At 72.3% G+C, this 394-nt stretch carries 1 protein-coding gene; it reads right to left on the bottom strand.

The window, feature by feature from the left end; genetic code table 11:
- Positions 1 to 394 (bottom strand): DUF484 family protein (locus tag D7Y04_RS43435; RefSeq protein ID WP_121763094.1); only part of this gene is annotated, 394 nt, incomplete at both ends.

Below are 394 nucleotides of genomic sequence, written 5' to 3'. Positions count from 1 at the left end.
GATAGCCCAGCGGCTCGCCCAGGGTCAGCCGGGTCACGGCGCAGGAGCCGGCCTGCTGGGGTGGGTCGACGTGGGGCAGCAGGCGTTGCCAGTCCTTGCGCGACAGCCGCCGACATCGGCTGGTGCGGCCATCGAGCAGGGCGCCGAGGCGCGCGCCGGCGGCCTCGTCGAGCACGAAACGCGGCGCCTGGGGCGGATGCGGTTCGATATCGGTCAGGCTCGGCGCGCACCATAGCGCCACCGCCGGGGTGCGAAAGCGCTCGCCGAGCTGGGTGACCAGGGCCTGGCCCAGCGCGTCGTTGTCCTCGGCCTCGAGCAGCGCCAGCATCAGTTCGCGGGTGCGTCGATATTGGGCTTCGTTGTGGCGCGCCGACTCGAGCAGTTGCTCGAGTCG

The organism is Corallococcus sp. AB038B (assembly GCF_003668955.1).
GTDB classification, from domain to species: Bacteria; Myxococcota; Myxococcia; order Myxococcales; family Myxococcaceae; genus Corallococcus; species Corallococcus exiguus.
Note: the sequence above shows the minus strand (reverse complement) of the source record. Positions and strands in the feature narration are given on the sequence as shown.